Below are 1,237 nucleotides of genomic sequence, written 5' to 3' on the forward strand. Positions count from 1 at the left end.
GATCCGCAACTCCGACTGCTTTTTCGAAGAAAACGGTCCGCAACTTTTTAAATGACCGCCATATCAACTGGCAGCGGCTGGTCAGCTTGGCCGGACGGAACCAGATCGCGGAACTCAGTCCTTTTATCGACTTACGCCGAAAAGCGGCCTTGATCATTGATGACACTTTATTCAAACGAGCTCATTCAAAAAAGACTGAACTATTGGCGAATGTTTATGATCATGCTGCACCGCAAGGACAGCCGCGCTATGTCAAGGGTTTTCGCGGCTTGACGATCGGTTGGAGTGACGGCAATACTTTCCTGCCCCTGAATTTTGCTTTGATGTCATCAGACAAAGCTAAGAATCGGATCGGCCGTGAACCACAAACAACTGATCAGCGGACCTTAGCGGCCCAACGTTATGCTCAGGCTAAACGGCACATGAATGAAGTCGCCGTTGAATTAGTAGCTCAAGTTCTAAAAACCGGGGTCAAGGCCAGCTATGTCCTCTTTGACAGTTGGTACGCCTATCCCAAAGCTTTCAAGCAATTTCAAGAATTAGGTCTCGCTGCTGTTGGTCGGTTAAAAAACACTTCAAAAACTTATTTTAAATATCGCGGGCGCCGTTACAGTGTTCCAATGCTGTTTCAACGCTTTAAAGGTTCAAAATATCGGATCCATGATAACTATCTCTACAGTACGGTCGTTGAGACCGATAACGAGGACCACCTGCGCTTAAAAATAGTCTTTATCCAAAATCGCACGGACAAGTGACACTACATTGCTTTGGCAACTTCTAAACTTAGTCTGACACCGGAAGCGGTCATTCAATTATATGCCCGGAGATGGCAGATCGAGTGTGGTTTCAAGACTTTAAAACAATACCTGCAGTATGACCAGACCCAAACGCAAAGTTATGATGGCTTGTGCGGCCATGTGGCGCTGACATTTTTAGCTTACGATCTGTTGGCTATGATCCAGCGACAGGAGAACGATCCGAAAACCTTAGGCGGCATTTTCTATGCGGCCAATCAGTTTCTCGCGGACATCCCACTTTTACAAGCTGTAAAACAGTTGCTTTTTGCTTTAGCAGAACATTGTGAAAAAACCGCTGATTTTTTTATCACGGGATTATGCAGTCGATTTATCAATTCTTTACCCAATGATCTGCAAGAAATCTTTCACAGCAACGAACTGGTCAGTTGACTAATTAAAGACATTTATAGCTTGAGCTGACAGGCAAAGGCACTAAAAAT

1 pseudogene is annotated in these 1,237 nt (G+C 44.9%); it reads left to right on the forward strand.

From position 1 onward, the window contains the following. Positions 1-62: 62 nt before the first annotated feature. Positions 63-1,187 (forward strand): annotated as a pseudogene (locus FC65_RS12640) (IS4 family transposase). Positions 1,188-1,237 lie beyond the last annotated feature (50 nt).

The sequence above is a fragment of the Ligilactobacillus acidipiscis DSM 15836 genome (assembly GCF_001435755.1).
GTDB classification, from domain to species: domain Bacteria; phylum Bacillota; class Bacilli; order Lactobacillales; family Lactobacillaceae; genus Ligilactobacillus; species Ligilactobacillus acidipiscis.